The organism is Luedemannella helvata, from assembly GCF_039528415.1.
Classification (GTDB): Bacteria; Actinomycetota; Actinomycetes; order Mycobacteriales; family Micromonosporaceae; genus Luedemannella; species Luedemannella helvata.
Window position 1 is genome coordinate 82749 of sequence record NZ_BAAALS010000023.1, and the last position, 21059, is coordinate 103807.

The 21059-nt window shown below is 70.9% G+C and carries 18 protein-coding genes; 8 read left to right on the forward strand and 10 right to left on the reverse strand.

Annotation, left to right across the window (positions count from 1 at the left end):
* Positions 1-10 precede the first annotated feature (10 nt).
* Together ABD191_RS21390 and ABD191_RS21395 are read left to right on the forward strand one after the other, a co-directional pair.
* Positions 11-724, forward strand: coding sequence for a winged helix-turn-helix transcriptional regulator (locus ABD191_RS21390; RefSeq protein ID WP_344084910.1), 714 nt, complete (start codon positions 11-13; stop codon positions 722-724).
* A 318-nt stretch (positions 725-1042) separates the two neighbouring features.
* Positions 1043-1738 (forward strand): helix-turn-helix domain-containing protein, encoded by a 696-nt coding sequence (locus ABD191_RS21395; RefSeq protein ID WP_344084913.1) that lies wholly within the window; start codon positions 1043-1045, stop codon positions 1736-1738.
* Here the strand turns inward: ABD191_RS21395 and ABD191_RS21400 are convergent.
* The 4 genes from ABD191_RS21400 to ABD191_RS21415 are packed head-to-tail and all read right to left on the reverse strand — an operon-like array spanning position 1735 to position 9451.
* Entirely contained in the window at positions 1735-2235 is a 501-nt protein-coding gene (locus ABD191_RS21400; RefSeq protein ID WP_344084916.1) for a flavin reductase family protein, read from the reverse strand. The two genes, ABD191_RS21395 and ABD191_RS21400, sit on opposite strands and share 4 nt — an antisense overlap.
* Positions 2232-2681, reverse strand: a complete 450-nt coding sequence (locus ABD191_RS21405) for an acyl-CoA thioesterase (RefSeq protein ID WP_344084919.1) — start codon at positions 2679-2681, stop codon at positions 2232-2234. The genes ABD191_RS21400 and ABD191_RS21405 overlap by 4 nt, the downstream gene beginning before the upstream one ends.
* A gap of 3 nt (positions 2682-2684) precedes the next feature.
* On the reverse strand, positions 2685-8516 hold the full coding sequence (locus ABD191_RS21410; RefSeq protein ID WP_344084922.1) for a type I polyketide synthase: 5832 nt from the start codon (positions 8514-8516) through the stop codon (positions 2685-2687).
* Between the two features lie 23 nt (positions 8517-8539).
* The gene (locus ABD191_RS21415) at positions 8540-9451 is read right to left on the reverse strand and encodes a DUF1702 family protein (RefSeq protein WP_425560792.1); all 912 of its coding nucleotides are present in this window, start codon (positions 9449-9451) and stop codon (positions 8540-8542) included.
* 248 nt (positions 9452-9699) lie between these two features.
* Here ABD191_RS21415 and ABD191_RS21420 point away from each other — a divergent pair, with 248 nt between their 5' ends.
* The 5 genes from ABD191_RS21420 to ABD191_RS21440 are packed head-to-tail and all read left to right on the forward strand — an operon-like array spanning position 9700 to position 15089.
* On the forward strand, positions 9700-11688 hold the full coding sequence (locus ABD191_RS21420; protein ID WP_344084929.1) for a CRTAC1 family protein: 1989 nt from the start codon (positions 9700-9702) through the stop codon (positions 11686-11688).
* On the forward strand, positions 11685-12662 hold the full coding sequence (locus ABD191_RS21425) for an enediyne biosynthesis protein (protein ID WP_344084932.1): 978 nt from the start codon (positions 11685-11687) through the stop codon (positions 12660-12662). Before ABD191_RS21420 ends, ABD191_RS21425 begins: the two co-directional genes overlap by 4 nt.
* On the forward strand, positions 12659-13240 hold the full coding sequence (locus ABD191_RS21430) for a hypothetical protein (protein WP_344084935.1): 582 nt from the start codon (positions 12659-12661) through the stop codon (positions 13238-13240). The genes ABD191_RS21425 and ABD191_RS21430 overlap by 4 nt, the downstream gene beginning before the upstream one ends.
* Entirely contained in the window at positions 13237-13806 is a 570-nt protein-coding gene (locus ABD191_RS21435) for a copper resistance CopC family protein (RefSeq protein WP_344084938.1), read from the forward strand. Before ABD191_RS21430 ends, ABD191_RS21435 begins: the two co-directional genes overlap by 4 nt.
* Positions 13803-15089, forward strand: a complete 1287-nt coding sequence (locus ABD191_RS21440) for an ABC1 kinase family protein (RefSeq protein ID WP_344084941.1) — start codon at positions 13803-13805, stop codon at positions 15087-15089. Before ABD191_RS21435 ends, ABD191_RS21440 begins: the two co-directional genes overlap by 4 nt.
* Position 15090: 1 nt before the next feature.
* On the opposite strand, the gene ABD191_RS21445 is transcribed toward ABD191_RS21440, so the two are convergent.
* The 5 genes from ABD191_RS21445 to clpX all read right to left on the reverse strand — a co-directional run bounded on the left by ABD191_RS21445 (position 15091) and on the right by clpX (position 19238).
* Complete coding sequence (locus ABD191_RS21445; RefSeq protein ID WP_344084943.1) at positions 15091-15450, reverse strand: VOC family protein; 360 nt, start codon at positions 15448-15450, stop codon at positions 15091-15093.
* A gap of 40 nt (positions 15451-15490) precedes the next feature.
* Positions 15491-16732, reverse strand: a complete 1242-nt coding sequence (locus ABD191_RS21450; RefSeq protein WP_344084945.1) for an MFS transporter — start codon at positions 16730-16732, stop codon at positions 15491-15493.
* An 86-nt stretch (positions 16733-16818) separates the two neighbouring features.
* Positions 16819-17295, reverse strand: a complete 477-nt coding sequence (locus tag ABD191_RS21455) for a hypothetical protein (protein ID WP_344084947.1) — start codon at positions 17293-17295, stop codon at positions 16819-16821.
* Between the two features lie 71 nt (positions 17296-17366).
* Complete coding sequence (locus tag ABD191_RS21460) at positions 17367-17948, reverse strand: hypothetical protein (RefSeq protein WP_344084949.1); 582 nt, start codon at positions 17946-17948, stop codon at positions 17367-17369.
* 54 nt (positions 17949-18002) lie between these two features.
* Positions 18003-19238 (reverse strand): ATP-dependent Clp protease ATP-binding subunit ClpX, encoded by a 1236-nt coding sequence (gene clpX, locus ABD191_RS21465; RefSeq protein WP_344084951.1) that lies wholly within the window; start codon positions 19236-19238, stop codon positions 18003-18005.
* A gap of 113 nt (positions 19239-19351) precedes the next feature.
* Between clpX and ABD191_RS21470 the strand changes: the two genes are divergently transcribed.
* Positions 19352-20386 carry an MsnO8 family LLM class oxidoreductase gene (locus ABD191_RS21470; RefSeq protein ID WP_344084953.1) on the forward strand — a complete coding sequence of 345 codons (1035 nt, stop codon included), beginning with the start codon at positions 19352-19354 and terminating at the stop codon, positions 20384-20386.
* 141 nt (positions 20387-20527) lie between these two features.
* Here ABD191_RS21470 and ABD191_RS21475 read toward each other — a convergent pair whose 3' ends face one another.
* Positions 20528-20893 (reverse strand): VOC family protein, encoded by a 366-nt coding sequence (locus ABD191_RS21475; RefSeq protein WP_344084955.1) that lies wholly within the window; start codon positions 20891-20893, stop codon positions 20528-20530.
* Positions 20894-21059: the final 166 nt, after the last annotated feature.

The window sequence follows — 21059 nt, forward strand, 5'->3', positions numbered from 1 at the left end:
CTATCTGTTTATGAAGGAGCAGCGGGAGCGCCGCACGTACGGCCAGCAGTGCGGATTGGCGTACGCCCTCGACATCGTCGGGGAACGGTGGACGCTGCTGATCGTCCGCGAACTGCTCAACGGCCCGCGCCGGTACGGCGAACTGGTCGACGCGCTGCCGGGCATCGGCACCAACCTCCTCGCCGACCGGCTGGCGTTCATGACCGACGCCGGCATCATCCGCCCGCTGGACGAACGGCGCCGGACCGCCGGTTACGAACTCGCCGAACGGGGCGAACGGCTGCGCGAGTCGGTGCTCGCGCTGGCCCGGTTCGGGCTCAGCGTCATGGCCGACCGCCCGGACGCGTCACGGGCCACCATCACCAGGGCATCGTGGGCGGCCCTCGCGATCGAGGCGATGGTCGACCCGGCCCGGGCCCGGGCCGACGAGACCTACGAGTTCGACGTCGACGGCGAGGTCTTCCACGTCACGGCGCACGCGGGCAGTGTCGTCACCCGGCCCGGCCCGGCCGACGGACACACGCTGCGCATCGGCACCGATGCCCGGACGTTCTTCGACCTCGGAAGTGGGGCGCTCGACCCGATCGAGGCCATCTTGAGCGGCGCGGTCACCGCGTCCGGCCCGCCGGCGGCCGTACCCCGCTGTCTGTTCCTGCTCGGTCTTGGCGGGGATCCGCACGCCCGGTCGGGCACGCGGGTCCCCGTCGCCCACCACCGCGTCTGACCTCCTGGCGCGTATCGACGCCCTTGAACGCAGCTTTAAACTCAGTTAGCATTTGTATGTCGTTCTTGGCGATCGAGCCGGCCGACCCGATCTCGCCATCCGACCATTGCCACCCACTACTGCCACCCACCACGCAGGACCGCTCAGTTTCGCGTCACAGTGACAGTCCCATGTTCCTCGGCGCCGCGCGCTGGGGAACGCGCACCGCAGCACCGGCCACAGAGCCGGGGCGCTGTCGAAACCCGACCCGTTTTCTGGGGGCGATGCGTCATGGGCAATGCGGCGATGGACAACGCCATAGGCCAGGCGATCCTGGCGATGAGTGACAGACTACATGAGCCAGTAACGGTAAGCGAGCTAGCCAGAGTCGCGAGCTTCAGCAGATTCCACTTCAGCCGCCTGTTCCAACGCTCCACCGGCTTGCCACCCGGCCGGTTCCTCTCCGCGATGCGGCTGCAGGAGGCGAAGCGGCTGCTCGTCACCACGTCCATGCGCGTCGCCGATATCAGCTCGCGGGTGGGCTACGCCAGCGTCGGCACGTTCACTACGACCTTCACCTCCACCGTGGGCATCTCCCCGACCCGGTTCCGCGATCTCGGCGGCCACGTGCCCCTGGCGAGCCAGAGCGAGCCGGCACCGGCCGAGAGCACCCTGGTCGCCGTGGTCCGCCCGCCGGCTGAGGAGATCACCGGCATCACCTTCGTGGGGGTTTTCGCGGACGGCTGGCCGACGACCGGCCCTGTCTCGTCGACCATCTTGAACGCGCCCGGACCGTGCCGGTTCGTCGGCGTGCCCCACGGCGAGTGGTGGGTCGTGTGCGCGTTCACCACGGTTCTGCGCTGGCGCGGGCAGGCGGCTGGAGACCTGCTCGCGCGCACGAGCATGGTCGCTACCCACGGCCCGTACGAGGTAAACGCCCGGGCCAGGTTCGTCGTCGCCGATGTGAAGGCCGAGTCGATCCGGACCGCTGACGACGCCATCGTCAGTGCCCTGGCGCACGCGACCGGCGGTTAGTCCAGCCGGTGGAAGCCGCCCTGGTGAAAGAGCAGGGCGCCGGCTCCGTCGTCCAGTCTCGTCGCCGACATCAGGTTGCCGACCACGATGGAGTGATCACCACCGTCGTACATCCGCCAGAGCCGGCACTCGAACCAGGCCAGCGCACCGCGGATGAGCGGCACTCCGGTGTTCTCGCCGGGTAGCCAGCCCACCGGTTCGAACTGGGCGAACCCAGGCGGCCGATCGTGGTCGGCGAAGTAGCGGGCGAGTTCTTCCTGGTCCGACGCGAGGACCGAGACGCCGAAGACACCGGCGCGGTGCAGGCTCGCGTGCATGATGGCGGTCCGGTCCACGCAGACGAGGACAAGCGGCGGCTCCATCGACACCGAGGTGAACGAATTCGCCGTCATGCCCCGCGGGGTGGCACCGCCGACGGTGAGGACGGTGACGCCCGTGGCGAACGTCGCCAGCAACGACCGCAGTCCCTTCGGGTCGGGCAGGACGTCGGCCGTCACCCCGGCCGTCCGTGGCCTGTGGTCGACACATACGGGGAGAGGGCGGCGACCAGCTCGTCGGGGACCCGGGCCGGCACGGTGCGGGTGTTCGGCCCGCGCATGCACGCCACGCGCTGGCGGCCCCGCGCGACGAGGTCCTCGGCCGCCCCGGCGAGGCGGTGGTAGTCGAATCCGAACTCCAGCTGGGTCTGGCTCAACTCGATCAGCCGCATCCGCACCGACACGTCGTCGAGCGCGGTCAGCTCGGCGAAGAACTCGCAGTCCACCTTGAGGGTGAACAGTTTCAGGTCGTCGCGGAGCAGGCCCAGGACACCCGGCGCGCGCTCCTTGAGGAACATCTCCCGGCAGCGCCCCTGCCAGCTCAGGTAGTTCACGTAGTAGACGTTGCCGACCAGGTTGGTCTCCTCGAACCCGACGACGTGGCGGTACTCGTAGTAGTCGGCCACCTCTCAGCCCTCCTCCTGTCCCAGGATGGCGAAAACAAGCGGATGCGCGACGTCATGGACCGTGGCCACGAACGTGGACACCATCAGATCGCCGCTGCGCAGCAGAACCCAGCCGTCGGCCGCTGCCGTGGCGAGGACCAGCGGTCCGGCGGCGATCCCCGCCTTCCGGAGGCATTCGACGGCGCACCAGACCCGGGTGCCGGCGCTCGACGGCGACTCGCCCGTGGCGCCCGTTATCGCCTCGACCAGTGCGGCGGCGCCGCCCGGTAGGGCTCCGGCACCGAGAATCTCCGCCGGGTTCGTACCACGCACGAGCTCCAGATCACAGCTCACGGTGCGGGTCCCGCGCCGGGCGACGGCCAGGGTGAGACCGGCACAGTGGGCAGCCGAGACCTGGTGACCGGTGACCTCCGGCCGCCCGTCCGGCCGGTACGCCACGGTGGTCGGCGCGCCCAGCGCCCGGCCGATGGCCAGCGCCGTGGCCGCGCGCCGGTCCGCACCCGCGTCCGGCTCCACGGTCACCGCGATGGCCAGGCCCGTCCGGGCGCCGACGCTCCGCTCGAGATGCGGTCCGAGCAGCGGCGCGGGCCAGGCCTGCCGCCCGGCGCCGGACCGGACCGCGCGGAGTCGCAGACCGTGCCAACGCTCTATCACCTCGCCCGTGGCCGCACGGACGGTGACGTCGTAGACGTAGATATCGCCACGCTGTTCGCGCTCGGTCGCGGTGTAGGCGACCTCCACCTCGCCCTCGAGGCGGTCGCCGGCGGGTTCGATCCGGCCGACACCGACCGGCAGGAGGATGGCTCCCGGCACGCAGACCTGGTTGCCGTGCAGCAGCGCGTCGCGCACACCGGGGTCGCCGAGGAGCAGGTCGCCCGGCAGGAAGGGACTGAACCAGCCCGCCCGGTCCACGACGGCGAGGTCGGCGTCGACGTCGCGCGCCGCCGCGCGGCGGTAGCGCAGCAGGCGTTGGAACAGCTTGCCCTGGAAGAGCACGCCGCCGTACAACTCGGTCAGCGGATCCAGCCGGACCGGCGGCAGGCCGGCCGAGGGCGGGGCGGGGTCGGGCTCGGCGTCAACCGGTGCCGATGTCGAGACGGTCGCGGTGAAGTGGTCGGCCGCGTAGCCCGTCTCGACGGTACGGACCGCCACCGCGACCCGGTCGGGCGCCGTCACGGTGGCGGCGATCCGGATCGTCGTGCGACCGCCCTTCGGCACCACGATCGGCCGTGCGAACTCCACGTTCTCGAAGGCGACCCGCGCCGGCCCGGTCGGGTCCAGGCAGGCGAGCGCGACCTGCGCCATCGCCTCCAAGCCCAGCACCGCCGGGAACAATATGGTGTTGTCGAGCTCGTGGTCAGCCAGGTACGGGTCCGTGTCGGCGGCCAGGTCGACCTCGGTGACCAGCTCGACACGGGGGTAGTACACGAGGGTCCGCTCCAGGAACCGCAGCAGCGGCAGTTCGGGCCGCTCGATCCGGACCGTCTCCAGGTCGCCGGCACGGCCGGAGACGACCACGACGGTACTCGGCGGCGGGTCGACGAGCAGCGCCCGTAGCATCTCGACACCCCGGTCGGGCGTCACGGGCACGATCCCCTGCCGCAGCAGTGACTCCACGACCGCTAGCCGCTCGCCCATGCCGACGCCGGACCAGACCGACCATTCGACGCACAGGCACCGGCACCCGGGATGTTCGTCCGCGTACGCCTGGGTGCGGGCGGCGAGCCAGTCGTTCGCCACCGCGTAGTGCGCCTCGCCGTGCAGCCCGAACCGGCCGATGACACTGCCGAAGGTGATCAGGCTCCGCAGCTCGCCCCGGTCCACCGCGGCGAGGACCACGTCGAGACCGTCCACTTTGGGCGCGAGCGCCCCACGTACCGCGCCCTCGTCGAGGTTGGCCAGGGCGGCCGGTTCGTTGCGGGCGGCGCCGTGCAGCACCGCGGTGACCGGACCTAAGACGTCGCGGATCTCCGCGACCGCCGCGCGGACGGCCGCCGGGTCGGTGACATCGGCCCGGACGTAATGGACCCGCAGCCCCCGGTCGCGCATCCGGGTCAGGTTGGCCATCAGCTCGCGGTCGGCGTCGGGCGACGAGCGGCCCAGCACCGCGACTGCCGCGCCGGTCCCCTCGGTCAGCCCGAGCGCACACTCCGCCGTGATCCCCTTGCCGCCGCCGGTGACCAGCAGGACGTCGCCTTCGGTGAACGCGGCAACGGCATCGGGCCCGCCGACCGGCGCAGGTAGGGCACGCAGGGTCGGCACCCGGCGCCTGCCGGCCCGGTCGTAGTGCGCCTCGGTGAAGCCGGTCGTGGCCGCGACCTCGGCGACACAGGCGCGAACGAGCGCGTCCAGGCTCGGCCCGTCTATGCCGGCCGGCGTCGGCACCCGCAGGACGGTGGTCCGTACGTGCGGTGCCTCCAGGCGCAGCGTCCGGGCGAGCGCGGCAGCGCCGGCCTCATGCTGCACCAGCACAAATCGCCCTTGGCCGGCTGCGACGGCCGCCTGCGCCGCCGCGAACACAGGCAGCAGGTCATCGGCCGTACCGCCGTCGGGAAAACAGGCCAGCTGACCCGGACCGAGCCCGGACCGTCGCAGCGCCCCGGCGATCGGCTCCGCGAAGGGGTGCTGCGGGGTGAGCACCTGCCATGCGTCGTCCCCGTCGGCAGCGACGGTCACCGAGGGCGGCGGTGCCACCTCGACCAGGTCGACGGTGAAGGCGCGGACCCAGTCGGCCGCACCGGCCACGGGCACGGCCGCGACATCGGTGCCGCCGCCCGTCCGGGCGGTCTCGGCGAGCTGGGCCATCGCGTCGGCCAGTTCCCGCAGGGTGGCGGTGGCGAAGTTCGTCGGTGCCTGCAGGCCGGCGAGGCCGACCTGGCGCGCCGCCTCGTCGACGATGTGACCGACCGTGATCGAACTGAGGTGCAGGTCGTCCAGGAGCCGACTGTCCTCCCGCACCGACTCATACGGCAGTTCGGCGCGCTCGGCCACCAACTGGCGAAGGTGAGCGAGCAGGTCGGTGTCCGGATCCGCCGCGACCGGCACCGGCCCGGACACCGCCGGGGAGGCCGTACCGGAGGTGGTCGTGGCGACCACGTCGGCCACGGGTTCGACGCTCTCGCACGGGCTGGCGAAGAAGCGGAACTCCGTGCCGACGCGCAGTGGCCGGCTCACCCGACCGTCAACGAGCGCGCCAAGGCGCACCGGCGCGCCGAGCACGTACGTGGCGGCGGCGACCGCGAGCAGGTCGGCCAGCGATCCGCTGTCGGTCTCCATCGCCAGCGCCGGCACGTCGGTGACGTCCGGGACCATCCGCGTCAGCACGCGGCCCGGCCCGACCTCGATCAGGAGGTCGACCTGCGCGGCCGCGGCCGTCAGCGCCTGAGCGAAGCGGACCGGCATGGTGATCTGACGTCGCAGCAGCCCCACCACGTCGGTGTCCCCGTCGAGGTCGGCACCGGTGACGGTGGAGACGACCCGGCGGGTCAACGGTGCGAACGTGACGTCAGCGGCGCGCAACCGCGCGGCGAGACGGTCGGCCGACGGCGCCACCAGCGGCGAGTGGAAGGCATGCGAGACGGGGAGCATGGCCCAGGCCTCGCCCGTGCCGGCCACCCGCGCGCCGACCCGCTGGATCGCCTCGACCGGGCCGGCCACCACCGTCTGCCGGGGACCGTTGAAGCCGGCCACCACGACAGGCTCACCGAGCAGGAACCCTTCGACCCGCTCGGCGGGCAGGCCGACCCCGGCCATCGCACCGGGCGAGCTGTGCTCGGACATGGTCTCGCCACGGATCCTCGCCACCCGCAGCAACGTCGTCGCGTCCATGGCGCCGGCCCAGTGCAATGCGGACAGCTCGCCGAGGCTGTGGCCGACCGCGACGTCGGCGGACAGCCCCAGGATCCGCAGTACGGCGAGTCCGGCCAGCGAGCCCGCCACGATGCGCGGCTGGGCGACCGCCGTGGCTATGCCGTCCGATCCACGCGGATCGACCCTCGGCAGGGCAGCATCCCGGTATACCGCCTCCACCTGCGGAAACCGCCGACGCAGCGCGCCGCCGTCGGTGCCGCGTCCGGAGCCCTGGCCGGGGAACAACAGGCCGATGCGGGGGGCGACCTCGCCGGCGCGGCCGATGAAGACCCGCCGGCGCGGGTCCAGCACCGCCCTGGTGCCGCCGGCGAGACAGTCCAGCGCGTGGCGCAGCGCCGCCTCGGCCGCGTCAGCGGAGTCGACCACGACGGCCGCCCGCCACGGCCGGTCGGCGAGCTCACCGTGCAGTGTCACCGCCAGGTCGGTGAGCTGCGCGTACGACAGGACGGGGACGAACCGGGCCAGCTGCTCCACCTTCGTCGTGAGCTCGTCGACGGTGCCGGCGTCGAGCAGGAGCACCTCGGCGTCCTGCCGGGACGCCGTGATGGCGCGGGCGCGCCCGACCCGTGCCGGCTCCGCGGCGAGCGCCTCACCCGCCAGTACGACGTGGCTGTTGATCCCGCCGAAGCCCATCGCGGTGACGCCCGCCCGCACCGGTCGCCCGGCCGGCCACGCCTCGGCGCCGGCCAGCACGCGCAGCGACGGGTTCCGCTCCGTCAGGACCGGATGCGGGTCGACGCAGCCCACCGTCGGCGGCAGAATCCGCTCATGCACCGCCAGCGCCGCCTTGATGAGGCCGGCGACGCCGGCGGCCGCCTTCGTGTGACCGATCATGGCCTTGATGCTGCCGATCGCCGCCGGCGGGTCGCTCGCGGTCCGCCGCGACGACAGCGCCCGCAGTTCGTTCTCGTCGCCCACGGCCGTACCGGTGCCGTGTCCCTCGAACAGGGAGACCGCCTCGATCGGAAAGCCGGCCCGCCCGTAGGCCCGATCCAGTGCCAGCTGGTAGCCGCCGAGGGTCGGTCGGGTGATGCCGCCGTTGCCGTCGGAGGAGATCCCCCAACCGGCGACCGACGCGTAGACCCGCCGGTCCTGCGCCCGCGCGTCGGCCTCGCGCATGAGCACCACCATGCCGGCGCCCTCGCCCGGCCAGAATCCGTTGCAGTTGCGGTCGTAGACGCGCATCTCCCCGGTGGCCAGCGCGCCGGTCTTGGCGAACCCGATCATCTCGAACGGATCGATGGACAGGTCCACACCACCGGCGACGGCCACATCGAGCTCGCCGTCGGACAGCGCCCGACAGGCGGAGATCACCGACAGCAGCGACGATGAGCAGGCGCCGTCCACGGCGTACCCGCCGCCGCCGAGGTCGAAGTAGTTGCAGATCCGCCCGGCGATCGTGTTGGACAGGCCGCCGGCCAGCGTGTCCTCGTCGATGCCGGGAAACGGCTGCTTGTACCGCGCCTCGACCGTGTCCAGGAACCCGGCCAGCTTGTCATCGGCCCAACCCTCGCCGCGCAGCGCCGCGATGAGCGTACGGCGGACGTAGGGCCAGCGCAGGCGCATCGTGTTGGCCCGGGTGAACTCGCCGGTGAGGGTGTTGCCGACCACCACCCCGGTCCGTTGCCGGGGCAGCCCGGCCGCCATCGGGAAGCCGGCGTCCGCGAGGGCCTGCGCGGCCACGTCAAGGGCCAGCCAGTGGCTCAGGTCCGTCGACCGGTACGTGCTGCCCGCGATCCGATACCCGACGCGGTCGAATTCGTACCCCTCGATGACGGCCGCCATCCGGGCGTAGAACCGGTCAGGGCTGGCCGGATCGGGGTCCCAGTAGTCGGCCAGCCGCATCCGCACGTCGGGCAGCCGCCGGAACGCGCGCCGGCCGGCGAGCACGTTCTCCCACAGCTGCTGCGGCGAGTCCGCGTCGGGATAGCGGCACGCCATACCGACAATCGCGATGGCGGTCATGCCCTCACCTCCGCTTCGCTCGGTCATGCCGACCGGCCCGCGAACGCGGCGGCGATGCCCTGGCGCCACCGCTCGTACGACGGCCCGTCGGCGTGGTCGCCGTCGGGCAGTTCCGCGTTGGTCACCGCGGCGGCCTTCTCCGGGGTGACGCCGCAGAACACCTCGGTCGCCACGGCCGTGTGCGCGACGACGTTGCCGGCGCGTACGCGGGCCTGCGCGCCGAAGGCGCTACCCTGCGCCACGGCGCTGCGGTGCTCGCCGGCGTCGCGATGGAACCGCCGCAGTTCGTCCTCGTCAGCCCCGCCGGCGTAGGTCGCCGCGAGCCCGGCGCCGCTGTAGAGATCGCCGTGCCGGTGCGGCGCGAACGACCGGATGGTGGCCGTGATCCGGTCGGGGTCGGCCCCTTCGACAAACCAGAGCGCGCGACCGATGCCCTGGTCGATCACCCGCGACGGGTAGCCCTCGGGCGGCCAGTCCACGTCCCCGGGCGGGCGTTGGCGGTGGACGACCCGCTCGGTGTGGAAGTACGCCTCGTGGAACCCGTACCCGTCGAGGATCAGCCACCGCAGCAGCGGGTCCGGCGCCCACAGCCGTGACCACAGCACTCTCGGCAGCCGTGCCATGGCCCAGCCGACGCCGACGTAGGTCATGTAGACGTGGCCGGCGCCAGGGCCGGTGAGCAGCGCGGGGACCCGGTCCCGGCCGGGCGTCGGCAGTGCGTCGAGGATCGCGCACGCCATGGCCGCGCCCTCGTAGGCGAATCCGCGCAACGGCGGCGGTACCGCCTCGAGTTCGGGGTGAGCCTGCACCGGTCCGCGCGCCTGGGCCACGGCGGCGAAGCCCTCCAGGAAGGTGCGGCCGATCGATTCGAGCAGCTGGGTGGCGGCGTCGCTCTTCGCGTGGAATCCACGCACGTCGAGCCTGGTCGCCGACACGTTCGGGGTGAGGATACGTCGCCGCGCGCTCCGCCAGGTTCCAGCCACAGTTCCTCCACCATCGCCACCACTGACACGTGTCGGGTCGGGTACCGATCCACGTTGCAGCCTCGCTCCGGCACGCAGGCGATGTCTTCTCCGATCGTGCGGCATTCATCGATAGGTCGGTATACAGCACTCGATGAGAAGACGGCGTCGTCGGCGCGGCGGCAGGATGACTCGCGTTCGCCGAGCATGAGGGGGACCACATGCCGTCGCTGCCCTTCTCGTCAGAACTGACCCGCCGCCTGCCGGCCTGGATCCGCGCGGCCGTGCCCGCAGTCACCGTGATCCTCGTCGCGGCCGGGCTGTACGCGGTGGCCCGCCGACCCGAGGCCTCCGACGCCGCGCGCGGCGAGGTCGCCGCGCGGTTCGGCTTCACCGAACTGCCGATCGCGCTGCCACCGGGGTTGCCGGAACGTACCATCCGCGAGGTCAACCCCAGCTACGAGCACATCCGCGCCTGGATCTCTTCGGTGGGCGCCGGCATCGCCGTCAACGACCTGGACGGCAACGGCCGGCCCGACGATCTCTGCCTGGTCGACACCCGCAGCGACACCGTGGTGGTCACCCCGGCCCCCGGCACCACCCCGCCCCGCTACGCCCCGTTCGTCCTGGATCCGGCCCCGCTGCCGACCAACGCCGCCGTCGCGCCAATGGGCTGCGCGCCCGGGGAATTCAACGGCGACGGGCGCACCGACGTGCTCGTCTACTACTGGGGACGCACGCCGGTGGTGTTCCTGGGCCGTCAGGCCGCGGGCCCGCTGAGTCCGGCCGCGTTCCGCCCGACCGAGCTGGTGCCCACGGCGCCGGCGCCGGACGGCCGGTACGCGGGACAGTTGTGGAACACCAACGCGGTGTCCATCGCGGACTTCGACGGCGACGGCCATCCCGACATCGGGGTGTTCAACTACTTCCCCGACTCGCAGGTGCTCGACCCGCAGGGCCAGCCCAACGTACAGATGAACCACACCATGTCGCGGGCGACGAACGGCGGTGGCGCGCACCTCATGCGGTGGATCCCCACGCCGTCCTCGCCCGACGGGCCGACGGTGCGCTTCGTGGAGGACGTCGGCGCGATCGACCCGGCGGCGGCCACCGGATGGACGCTGGGCGCGGGCTCAGCCGACCTCGATGACGACCTGCTGCCCGAGCTCTACGTCGCCAACGACTTCGGGCAGGACCGCATGTTCCACAACGTGTCGCAGCCGGGTCGGATCCGGTTCCAGCTCCTCGCCGGCAAGCGGTACCCGTACACGCCGAAGTCGATGGTGCTCGGCAACGACTCGTTCAAGAGCATGTCGATCGACTTCGGGGACCTCGACAACAACGGCGCGTTCGACATGTTCGTCAGCAACATCACCACGCCGTGGGGGCTGCAGGAGAGCAACTTCGCCTGGGTCAACACCACCACCACCACGGCGGCCGCCCGGGACACGATGTCGCGCGGTGTGGCCCCCTTCGACAACCGAGCCTCCGACCTCAACGTGGCCTGGTCCGGTTGGGGCTGGGACGCGAAGATGGCCGACTTCGACAACAGCGGCGACCTGGCGATCGTGCAGACCACCGGGTTCGTCAAGGGCGAGATCAACCGCTGGTCGTGGCTGCAGGAACTCGCCATGTCCAACGACCTGATGCTGAAGAACCCGCAGATGTGGCCGGACGTGGGCCCGACCGACGACATCGCCGGCTCACACAGTCTGGTGTTCTGGGCCCGAGAGAACAATGGGCGGTTCGCGAACGTCAGCGCCGATCTCGGCCTGGCCGCGCGCGTGCCGACCCGGGGTATCGCGGTGGCCGACACCGACGGCGACGGGTGGCAGGACTTCGCGGTCGCCCGGCAGTGGGGCCCGCCGGCCTTCTACCGCAACGACCACCCCGCGTCCGGCAACTTCCTCGGCCTGCGACTGCACCGACCTGGCCAGGGCAGCGCCGTCCTCCCGGCCTACGGCGCGGTGGTAAAGATCACCGGCGCTGACGGGCGTACCCAGATCTCCCAGGTCGACGGCGGCAGCGGCCACTCCGGCAAGCGCAGCTTCGACGTGTTCTTCGGCCTCGGGCCGGCCACCGCGAACGTCACGGCCGAGCTCAGCTGGCGCGACACGACCGGCGCCGTGCACCGCAGCACGGTGACCCTGGCGCCCGGCTGGCACGACATCCTGCTCGACACCCAGGCAACGGAGGTGGCGCCGCGATGACCGAGCTGAAAACCGCGCCGATACGCGACATCGGGGCCCCGGCGCCCCCGACCGTCGCCGGCCCGGTCCCGAAACCGCTGCCCCCGGTTGCCCGGCTGGACGGACGGGACCCGCGCTACCTGGCCCTGCGCAACTTCGCCATCTCCATCTCGGTGCTCAACATCCTCGGCTACACCGTGCTCGGGTTCGAGCAGCCGTGGGCCTGGCCGATCCTTACGGTAATCACGGCGTACGCCGCCGAGTTCGGGTTCGAGACGGTCGCGGCGTGGGCCGAGCAACGACGGCCGGGCTTCACCGGGCACGGGATCTGGGGGGTGTACACCTTCCTGCTGCCCACGCATATCACCGCGCTCGCGGTCAACATGCTGCTCTACGCGAACGACATGTTCGGTGCTATCGCCTTCGGCGCCATCGTGGCCGTCGGGTCGAAGTACGTGCTGCGCGCTCCGATCAACGGCCGGATGCGGCACTTCATGAACCCGTCGAACTTCGGCATCACCATCACGCTGCTGGTGTTCAGCACCTGGGTCAGCATCGCGCCACCGTACGAGTTCACGGAGAACGTTCCCGACCTGTTCCGCCTGTTCATCCCGCTGGTCATCATCTCGGCGGGCACACTGCCCAACGCCGCGCTGACCAAGAAGATCCCGCTCATCGTCGGTTGGGTCGGCGGGTTCGTCATCCAGGCACTGGTACGCCACTACGTCTGGGACGCGCCGCTGTGGACGGGCCTGACCGTGATGACCGGGGTGGCGTTCGTGCTCTTCACCAACTACATGATCACCGACCCGGGAACCACCCCCACCAGCGGCCGCAACCAGTTCATGTTCGGTGGCTCGGTAGCCGCCGTCTACGGCGTCCTGATGCTGTTCAACGTGGTCTACACCCTGTTCTTCGCCGTCACGATCGTCTGCCTCGCCCGTGGCCTGTACTGGTGGGGCCTCGACTTCACCCGAAGGGAGCGCAACTCATGACCCAGGCGACCATCCCTCTGTCCAGTCGTCCGATCAGGTTCGCCGCGCTCAACAGCGCCCATCACCGGCTCGCGCTGAACATTTACATGGTGATCGTACTGGCGCACTGGGCCGAACACCTGGCCCAGGCGTTCCAGATCTGGGCCCTCGGCATGCCCCGCCCGAAGGCGTTGGGCGCGCTCGGCATGGCCTTTCCCTGGCTGATCCGCTCGGAGTGGTTGCACTACGGCTACGCCCTGGTGATGATCGCTGGACTGATCCTGCTCCGGCCCGGCTTCGTCGGGCGGGCCCGGACCTGGTGGACCGTGGCGCTGGTCATCCAGTTCTGGCACCACATCGAGCACCTGCTGCTGCTCCTACAGTGGCAGACGGGCACCTTCCTGTTCGGCGCCACCGCACCCACGAGCATCCTGCAGCTGGTGGTCCCGCGGGTGGAGCTGCACCTGTTCTACAACTCCATCGTGTTCATCCCCATGGTGATCGCGGTCTACCTGCACCTGCGGCCCAACGCGTCCGAGGCTGAGCGGATGTCGTGCGCCTGTGCCGGAGATCGGTCGGCCGCCCCGGCGAACCCATGACCATCACGGCCGTGCCCGGCGACGCCCCCGCCCGACCCGGCCGGGCGCGGGCGGTCGTGGTCGCCGCAGCGGCGGTCCTGGCGACGGTCGCCGCACTGGCCCTGGCCACGAAACCGGGCGCCCCGCCGCGACTGGTCAGCACCGAAGCGACGGCGGAGACCGGCCCGGCCGAGATCGTGTTGACCTTCAGTTCCCGACCCGACGCGGCGACGTCGCACGTGGCGGTGCGCGACGCCGATGGCATGGTCATCAACGCCGGCGAGCTGAGCGCCGACGGCGCCCGGCTGCGCCAGCCGGTCCGCGCGCCCGGGCCCGGAGGTTACACGGTCGCTTTCCACGTCACGTTCGACGACGGGGCCGAGTTGTCCGGCAGCACCGCGTCGGGCACGGTCGCGGCACCGGCGGCCGGCGAAGCGGTGGCCGGGGACCACTCCCACGGCGTTGATCCGGTCGGTGCGGTGCTGCTCCTGCTCGACGCCGCCACGGTGGCTGTCGTCGGCGTGCTGCTGATGCGCCGGCCCCGCAGGCCCCTGTCCGAAAAAGACACCGATGGGATCAAGCGATGACCCGAGTACGCGGCCAGGTCTGGTACGGGTTGATCCGGTGCTGCGTGGTCGTACCACTGTGGCTGCTCCTGGTGCCGGCGGCCATGGGCGGGCGCCGACTGCTCGTACGCCGGCACCGGGACGTGCCGGCCTGGGCGGCCGCGGTCGCCGTCCTGGCTGTCTGGCTCGGCCCGGCGTACGTGAAGGTCGCCCAGTTGGCGAGCACGCGCGCCGACGTCGTCCCGGTCGGCTGGTGCCGGGCGCTCGGTCGACTGCGCGAGGACGGCCGCCCCATCCGCGCAGGCTACGTCCGCCGGCAGTTGGCCGAGCACGGCTTCGGCCCGGACCCGCTGCGCATGCTCGGCGCGGGCAGCGTCGCGTGCGTGTACCTGGTCGCGGACCCGGGCGGCACCGCGCCGGTGGCGGTGAAGCTGCTGCGACCGGGTGTACGCACGGCGATCGCCCGTGACCTGGCCGTGCTCCGGTTCGGCGCCCGTGTCATGGTCCGCCTGCCCCGGGCGCGGCACCTGCCGATCCTCGACATGATCGGGCACATCTCGGACGCGATCGCCGGGCAGGTCGACCTCGTGCGCGAGCGGGAGAACCTGCGCGTCCTGCGGGAGCGGCTCGACCCGGCCAGGATCACCGTGCCCGCGCCGCGACCCGGCGGGTCGGTGGACGTACTCGTCATGGACTACCTCGCGGAGTTCAGCGATCCGCAGCGCCGCGAGGCCCCGCGGCAGCATCAGCGCCTTGCGGCGGAGTCCTTGACGGAGTGCGTGTTCCGGATGCTCTTCACGGTCGGCGTGGTGCACTGCGATATGCACCCGGGCAATCTCCGGGTGGCCAGGGACGGTCGGGTGTGCGTCGTCGACGCAGGCTTCGTGGTGACCCCCGACGACGTGCTGCGCCGCCAGTTCTGCGAGTTCTTCCTGGGGTTGAGCCTCGGCAACGGGGTGCGGTGCGCGCGCAGCATCGTGGACGCCGCCGTCACGATGCCGGCCTCGCTGGACCGCGACCTGTTCGACGCGGAGGTGACCGACATCGTGCGGCGCTACACCGGGCTGCCCGCGGGCGAGTTCAGCATCGCCTCGTTCGTCGATGAACTCTTCGCGCTGCAACGCCGCCACCGGATCTTCGTGTCGGCGGCGTTCGTGGTGCCGATCCTGACCCTGCTGGTGATCGAGGGCAGCGTCCGTGCCTGGCATCCGGACCTGGACTTCCAGGCGGTCGCTCAGCCGATCGTCCTGGCCGCGCTGGTCCGGTTGCCACACCCGGGGCGGATGCGCGCGCAGGCCGCCTGAATCAGTCGAACTGGACCATCTCGATGACGTTGCCGCTGGGGTCACGCACGGCGAAGTACGGCCCCACAGGCGAGTCCTGGAGCGTGTCGTGCACCAGGTCGGCGCCGGCCGCGCGGAACCGCTCCAGCGCGGCCGCGGCGTCGTCGGTGTCCACGTCGAGCGCGATCGTCGCACCCGCCGGATAGGTCGAGACCGCGGGCTGTTCGCACTGGGCGAGCAGCAGCGTCGGGCCCTCGCTCTCCAGCTCGACGAAGTGGGGTGCCATGCTCGCGTCGCGGACGTCGAAGCCGAGCATCTTGGTGTAGAAGGTGACCGCCGCGTCCATGTCGTGCACGCCGACGGTGATGACTCTGAGCGCCATTAGTGTCCTACCTCCGCGTTCGGGATTCGGTTTTCTGTGGTCAGACCGGGTCGGCCACGGACTGCGGGCGCGTGCGCAGGGTCCACGCGAGGGCCGCGCAGGCGATGCACAGCACGCCGCACACATACCACGTCGGGCCGACGCCGATCAGAGCGATGAGGCCGCCGCCCGCGGCCGTGCCGAGCACGCTGAGCGTGATGTCCACGCCGCCGAAGAGCGCGTACCCGTGCGCGACGTCCTTCTCCGGCAGCAGGACGGACACGTGGGCCGCGATGATCGGCATGGTCAGCGCCATCAGTGACCCTTCGACCAGCGTCAACGCCACGGCGAGCGGCATGTTCTGCACGCTGCCGTAGACGATGGCCATCGCGCCGAGCGACACGGATCCCAACGTGATCGCCGCCGTGCGCGGGACCCGGCCCCAGATGCGGCCGGCGCGCGGCGAGATCAGCACCATCGGCGCGCTGAACACCGCGAACGACCACGCGGTCACGGCCGGGTTGGCGCCCAGATCCTTCAGGTACAGGCCCCAGAGCACCACGTTGGCCCCGTACAGGAAGGAGGTGCCCACCGTGCAGAGCAACACCAGCCGCATGGTCCAGGCGAGCCGCCACGCCCGGGCGGTGCCGGAGTCGGACCCGCGCCGGTCGTCGGCGGCTTCGCCAGCCTCCTCGGCCGGGCGCGCGGCGGCGCGGGAACGCCAGGCCAGCACGACCCACAGCACCAGCACCGCCGCGCACAGCCCGCCCGCGAACCAGGGGGCGATGTCACTGCTGCCGATCACCAGTGAGCCCAGCAGGAGTGGGCCCACCAGGCCGCCGACCGTCTGCCAACTGCTGAGCTGGCCGAACCGGCGTTCGCCCTCGGCCTCGTCGTCAACCTGCGTGCCGGTCACGGTGCGCACCGTGGTGGCCAGCCCAGTGAAGCCCGCGCTGAGTACCACGTCCGCCGCTATGAGCGTCACCGGCACGGAGGCGAAACCGAGCATGGCGCACCCGACCGTGCCCAGCGTGGCGGCCACGATGCCGGCCAACGCCGGGCCCTGCCGGGTGATCAGCCGCGCCCAGCCCGCCTGCGACGCGGCAGAGGTCAGGCCGGCGGCCGCGAGCACGATGCCGATGGTGTCGGCGGAGAACCCCTGGTCGGACAGGTATCTGGCGATGATGGAGATGAGGGCGAAGTTGGCGGCTCTGGTCGCCGCGGCGGTGAACAGCAGGGAACGACGTCCATTTGCCCAGGTGATCGGGCCGAATCGGGATTGCGCGAGTGTCGTGGACATCATCCTACTTCCGTCGCTGGCGCACAGAATAGTGCGATCCCTGCTACTCCATCCATATCCACCACGGTGCCGACATCAGAATTTAACGACTACCGGACCTGGACGATCGTGGGACGCGCGGCGGCGCCGCCATGACGCAGCAGATCACCCAGACGCAGGAACATCGGCCCACACCAGAACGCGCTCCACAGCTGCTCGTGTTCGACCGGCAGATGCCGGTGCGACGCGACCAGCACGGTCTGCCGCTCGGCCGGCGCGATGCTGAAGATCACGGTGCTCGGCCCACCACCCGCGTGCGGCACGGCGAACTCGAGCTGGTCCATGGGCCGGGCACGCACGAGCGACAGCGGGCCCGGCGCGTCCGGCAGCAGGAGCGTCAGCCCTCCGCCGTCGCCCGGGGACATCACGTCGCACCAGCGCGCGGCGACGTCCGGATCGGTGAACGCCCGGTAGACGTCCTGCGACGCCGTTTCCTCGATCACGTACGAGACGACCAGCCGCCGGTCGCCGTTGGGTTCGGTGTACTTGAGCAGTGCATAGTTGCCGGATTCGCGCTCCGCGATCACGGTGACCCTCCTGGCTCGAAGACGGCCCGGAGGCCCTAGCAGACGCTGGGACCTCCGGGTTGGTACGTGTGTCAGTTGGCCCGCAGGCGACGGAACTCGGTCGCCTTGGTTTCCCACTCCTCCGGGGGCATGGACGCCATCGTGGCGCACGACGCCGACATGATGTCCAACCCCTCACCGAGGTTGAACGCCTTCTGGAAGTGCACGTGGTTGCGCGGCGGGATCTGCATGACGTCGGCGCCCACCGCGAGGCCCACGTACTGCGGATCCACCAGACGCTTGCCCAGGTACACGTCCATGATGGCGTTGTAGACGATGATCGCGGGGTAGTCCGAGCCGTGCTGCTGGGACACACAGACGCTCTTCGGCTGCGGGATGTTGGGCGAGAGCGTGATCTGCACCCAGTCGCCCAGCGTCTCGCAGAAGCCCGCGACCTCCCACTCCACGATGATGAACTCGAACTGGCGCACGCCGGCGGCGTTGAGCACCGGCGCGGAGCGCTGCATCTTCAGCAGCGACTCCATCCGGATGACCTCCTTGACCTCGCCGTCGACGACGAGCGGGAGGCTCAGCTCGGAGCGTTCGTGCTCGAGTTCGGGCTCCGGTGGGAAGGCCTCCATCGGCCTCTGCACCACGTCGGTTGCGATTGACATTTCCGTACCTCCTTCACAGGACTTGTTCGGATGGCGCTCCTTGCGTCCGGCGGGTCAGCCGCTGGCGCGGCGCCTGAACCGCGCGCGCATGGCCTCTTCCGCCGCTTTCTGTGGATCCGCCCGGTCGCCCAGCAGGTCGTCGAGCTGCCCGACGCGACCGGCCTCCACGTCGGCGCCGGTTACCGTGAGGCTGGTGCCACGGGGTAGCCGGGTCGCGTGGAACATGGCGTCGGTCAGCAGGTCCTCGAGGATGCGGCGCAGGGCACGTGCGCCCGTGCCCAGCGTCGCCGCCTGTGTGGCGATCCGGTCGATTGCGGCGTCGGTGAAACGCAGATCGATCCCGTCGAGCGCGAACAACGTGCGGTACTCCGGGACGAGGGCGTGCTCGACGTCGAGCAGCACCCGGCGCAGTTGCGGCACGTCGAGGGCCGCCAACCGGCTGACCACCGGGAACCGACCGAGGAACTCGGGGAGCATGCCGAACTCCACCAGGTCCTCGAACTCCGGGTCGACGCCCTCGTCGGCGACCACGAGGGGCGAGCCGAAGCCGAGCGGACTGCGCCGGACCCTGTCCCGGGTGATCTCCGCGAGGTCGGAGAACGCGCCGCTCGCGATGAACAGGACATCCGCCGTGGACATCTCGTGACTGCGCCCCTGCGGAGTGACCCCCACGCGGACCTGGGTGCCCTCGACCATCTTCAGCAGCGACTGTTGGACGGCCTCGCCGGAGACGTCGAGCGACCCGCGGGTGAGCCCGACGGAGCGGCGCGCCAGTTTGTCGATCTCGTCGAGCACCACGATGCCCCGCGCCGCGAGGGCCACGTCACCGTCGGCGGCGCGGAACAGCATCTCCGCGACGGAGTCCACGTCCTCGCCCGCGTAGCCCGCCTGGGTGAGGCCCGTGACGTCGGCGACCACGAACGGGACCTGCAGCGCCTCGGCGAGTGAGCGCGCGAGCAGCGTCTTGCCGCACCCCGTCGGGCCGATCAGAAGCACGTTGGACTTCTGCAGATTGTGGGCCGCCTTGTTGATTCTCTTATAGTGGTTGTGAACGGCCACCGACAGCACGCGCTTGGTCCGTTCCTGCCCGATGACCCACCGGTCGACGTGCGCGGCCAACGCCGTCGGGTCCGTCGTCGAGCCGCCGTAGCGGGCGAGTTCCGCGTCCGCGATGCTCTGCGCGGCCGAGGTCACGCACGTGCCGCAGATGTACGCCCCGGTTCCGGCGAGCAGCACGTCGGCCGTGAACTCGCTGGCGCCGCAGAACGAGCAGACGCAAAGGGGTTTCATCGGGCTCTCCTCCCACGAGGGGTCGACGTCCCGGATCAACACGCTATATGATTCTCAAGCGTCCTGCAACGCATCGGTCGTTCGAGATGTCTGTCGATACCGGAGGTCGTGCCGTGCCGTCACCACTGCTGTCCATCCTGGATCTGTCCATCGGCACGACCGGTCGCCCGTTGTCGGATGCCCTCGGTGACACCGTCCGCCTCGCCGAGATGGCCGACAGCCTGGGATTCGAGCGGTTCTGGGTCGGCGAGAACCACAACATCGGCAGCCTCGCGTCGAGTTCACCCGCCGTGCTGATGTCCACGATCGCGGCGCGCACCAGCCGGATCCGGGTCGGTGCCGGGTGCGTGCTGCTCAACAACCACGCGCCGCTCGCGATCGCCGAGACGTTCAAGGTCCTGCACACCCTCTACCCACGGCGGATCGACCTCGGCCTAGGCCGGGCACCCGGCGGCGACCCGCTCACCGCGCTCGCGCTGCGCCAGCAACGCACACTGGCTAGGCCGGACGAGTTCATCGACCGGCTCGCCGAACTGCTCGGCTTCGCCGATGGCCTGCCGAAGGAGCACCCCTACCACGGCGTGGTCGCCATGCCCGCCGACGCCACGCTGCCGGACCGGTGGGTGTTCGGCTCGAGCGTGCAGAGCGGACTCACGGCGGCCCTGGCCGGCGTCCGCTACGGCTTCGCCGCACACCTCGCACCGACGCTCGACGGCGCCCCGGACGCCATGGCCGCCTACCGCGCCGGGTTCGAACCGACCGGCTCCGCACCGTTCCCATGGACAGCGGTGTCGCTGCTCGTCTTCTGCGCCGACAGCGCGGCGCGCGCCGCGGACCTCGCCGACGCGTACGCACTCGCCTGGAGCAGGCACGGCAGCGCGCAGGCCGGGCTGATCCCGACCCTGGCGGAAGCCGGCGGCGCGGCCGACGACCCGGCGTTCGCCACCGCCCGGGAGCGGGTGCGCTCGATCGCCGTCATCGGAACGCCCGCCCAGGTCGTCGGCCGACTCCAGGAACTATCCGCCGACCTGCGCGCCGACGAATTGATCATTACCACCGGCATCCACGACCCGGCCGAGCGCGTGCGCTGCTTCGCGCTCATCCACGAGAACTGGACCGCGGTCGCAGTGCCACCGGTGACCGTGTAGGTCGCGTGCCACTCGCCGGCTCGGGCGCGTGCTCAACGTGGTGTGGGGGCGAACGTCGACGACGCACACCGAGCCGTCCGGGAAGAAGTACAAGCGGCGAACCGTCCGCCCAGTGCCAGCGCCGGCACCGGCCGGGCGCGCTCAGCGGGTGAACTCGATGAGTTCGACGACGTTGCCGCTCGGGTCCGCGACAGCGATGTACCGGCCAACGGGGCAGATCTGCGGCTTGTCGTGCAGCACGTCGGCGCCGATGGCCCGCAACCGCCCCAGTTCGGCCTCCACGTCGTCGATCGCGAGGTTCAGCAGCACGCACGCACCGTCAGGATAGTCGGCCTTGGCCGGGCGCTCGCACTGCTGCAACAGAAGCAACGGTCCTTGGCTCTCGAGTTCGACGTATGCCGGAGCGGCCGCGGCGTCGCGGACGCCGAACCCCAGATGCTCCGTGTAAAAGACGACCGCCTGATCCATGTCGTGGACGTTGACGGTGATGACGGCAAGCGTGGCCATATGTCTTCCCTCCGCCGGGAGAAGCTTGAGAAAATGGTATTGCTTTTCCTATCGTCGGAACAAGCCCAACATCTTCTCTCGATCAAATACGCTGGTAAACACCGCAGCCGAGAGTCCATTGACACCTTTGATGAAAAGTTACTACTCTTCTCTATACCAACTTTGG